This is a genomic window from Mesorhizobium sp. M7A.F.Ca.MR.176.00.0.0, assembly GCF_004023165.1.
Classification (GTDB): domain Bacteria; phylum Pseudomonadota; class Alphaproteobacteria; order Rhizobiales; family Rhizobiaceae; genus Mesorhizobium.
On the sequence record NZ_RZTC01000203.1, the window covers coordinates 3,453 to 5,442 of the forward strand.

A 1,990-nucleotide genomic window follows, 5' to 3' on the forward strand; every position below is an offset into this window, starting at 1 on the left:
GCGCTGAGTGCCGGCATGCTGGTCCTTCTGTCGGTCATCCCGACCTTTCTGCCGCCGCATATTGCCGGACCGGCGCTGATGGCGATGATGGTGCCGTGGGGCATCGTCGGCTGGGCCTTCCCGCCGGCGCAGGCCAGCCGCATCATCAAGCTGGCGCCCGACGCCGCCCCTATCGTGCTGTCGCTCAATGCCTCGGCGCTCTATCTCGGCGTGGCGCTGGGCGCCGTGGTTGGTGGCGCCGTGCTGCGCTACGGCGCGCCGGCCGATCTTGGCTTGGTCGCCGCGATCTTCCCGATCATCGGGCTTGGCATCGTGGTCGCCGGCCGCCGGGCGGCTCGGCCTGTAGAGATGCCTGCCGAGTAATCTCTTTGAAAGCCGTTGGCCGGCTCAGCGGGCCGGCGGCAGATCAAAATCCAGCGCGGCGATGTCATCCAGCGCCGCGCGCAGTTTTTCAGCCTTGTCCCTGCCGACGACATCCTCGAAACGCTGCTGGGCGATCTGCCACAGTTTCATCGCCGCCTCGAGCTTGGCCAGCCCTTGGGGCGTCAGCCGCACACGCTTGACGCGGCGGTCGTCCGGATCGGCGAAGGTCTCGACATAGCCGTCGCGGATCAGTGGCTTCAGTGTATGGCCGAGCGCCGACAGGTCCATGATCAGCGACGCGGCGATGGCCCCCATCGCCGGCTCGTCGCCGATATGGATTTGGTAGAGCAGTCCCTGCTGTGTCGCCTTGAGGCCTGACGGCTCCACCACATCATCATAAAACTTGCCGAGTTTGCGCGCCGCGCGGCGCAGCGCGGCGTTGTTGCAGAGCGTGAGGCCGGGCAAGCTGTCCTTTGACATGATGGTCCTTGGCGCCGGCGAATGAGGCCCGGCTGCACCCCTCAAATAATCCCGGTCCGGATCATTGACAAGATAGTGGCATATGCCTACTTCGCAATTAGTGGTATATGCCACTAAATCATCAAGCGGCTTCCGGCAGTGCGGCAGATGCCACGGCGCCGGATCAGTCGAAACGAACCAGATCAGTCGAAGAAGGAACAGGACAATGAGTGGACAGGGCAACAAGGGCACGGCGGTCGTCACCGGTGCTTCGTCGGGCATCGGCGCGGTCTATGCCGACCGGCTGGCGGGGCAGGGCTACGATCTGGTGCTGGTGGCGCGGCGCGCCGACCGGCTGGAGGAGCTGGCCGGGAAGCTGCGCCAGACCTACAGCCGCAAGGTCAGCGTGATCAGCGCCGACCTTTCCAATGACAACGACGTCCGCCGCGTCGAACAGGCGATCGCCAGCGACGACAGCGTGACGCTGCTGGTCAATAATGCCGGCCTTGGCGGCCAGTCCGTGGTGGCAACCGCCGATGCGGACGCTGCCGAACGCATGATCAAGGTCAATGTCATCGCCCTGACGCGGCTGACCCGTGCCGTGCTGCCGGGGTTTTTGGCGCGCAACCGAGGTGCGGTCGTCAACATCGCCTCGGTGCTCGCCTATGAGACCTCGTTCGGCGGCATCTACAGCGGTACCAAGGCCTATGTCGTCAACTTCACCGAGGCTCTGCACCGCGAGGTCGAGGGTACGGAGGTGAAGGTGCAGGTGGTGCTGCCGGGCGCGACACGGACGGATTTCTGGGAGCTTGCCGGCAGCGATATCGACCAGCTTCCGAAGGAAATCATCATGAGCGCCGACGATATGGTGGATGCGGCCCTTGTCGGCCTTGCCAGGGGTGAAGCCGTCACCGTGCCGGCGCTCGCCGAGCCGGCCAAACTGGACATTTTCCTCGGTGCCCGGCAGGCCTTCTACGGCAGCCTGCACGCCGACAAGCCGGCGGCCCGCTACGCGGCTTGAGGTTGAGCGCAGAGGCTGGTTTGCTTCGCAAACCAGTACCCCCACCCCGCTGCTTCGCAGCGACCCTCCCCACAAGGGGGAGGGTTAGGGGCGCGCCAACCCCCTTTTGAGGCTTGCAAAAGGCACGCTCCCCACCTCCCCCTTGTG

At 65.3% G+C, this 1,990-nt stretch carries 2 protein-coding genes and 1 pseudogene; 2 read left to right on the plus strand and 1 reads right to left on the minus strand.

Features of this window, described 5'->3' with window-relative positions; translation table 11 throughout:
• A pseudogene (locus EOB59_RS37030) lies at nucleotides 1–363 on the plus strand (MFS transporter); the annotation flags it as partial.
• Between the two features lie 24 nt (nucleotides 364–387).
• On the opposite strand, the gene EOB59_RS33480 reads toward EOB59_RS37030, so the two are convergent.
• Nucleotides 388–843 carry a MarR family winged helix-turn-helix transcriptional regulator gene (locus tag EOB59_RS33480; protein ID WP_128290215.1) on the minus strand — a complete coding sequence of 152 codons (456 nt, stop codon included), beginning with the start codon at nucleotides 841–843 and terminating at the stop codon, nucleotides 388–390.
• 205 nt (nucleotides 844–1,048) lie between these two features.
• Between EOB59_RS33480 and EOB59_RS33485 the strand changes: the two genes are divergently transcribed.
• Nucleotides 1,049–1,843, plus strand: a complete 795-nt coding sequence (locus tag EOB59_RS33485; protein ID WP_127398103.1) for an SDR family oxidoreductase — start codon at nucleotides 1,049–1,051, stop codon at nucleotides 1,841–1,843.
• The last annotated feature ends 147 nt before the right edge of the window (nucleotides 1,844–1,990 follow it).

Coding starts and splice junctions, on each gene's coding strand:
- EOB59_RS33480 (WP_128290215.1), bottom strand. CDS start 843: ATGTCAAAGGACAGCTTGCCCGGCCTCACGCTCTGCAACAACGCCGCG.
- EOB59_RS33485 (WP_127398103.1), top strand. CDS start 1,049: ATGAGTGGACAGGGCAACAAGGGCACGGCGGTCGTCACCGGTGCTTCG.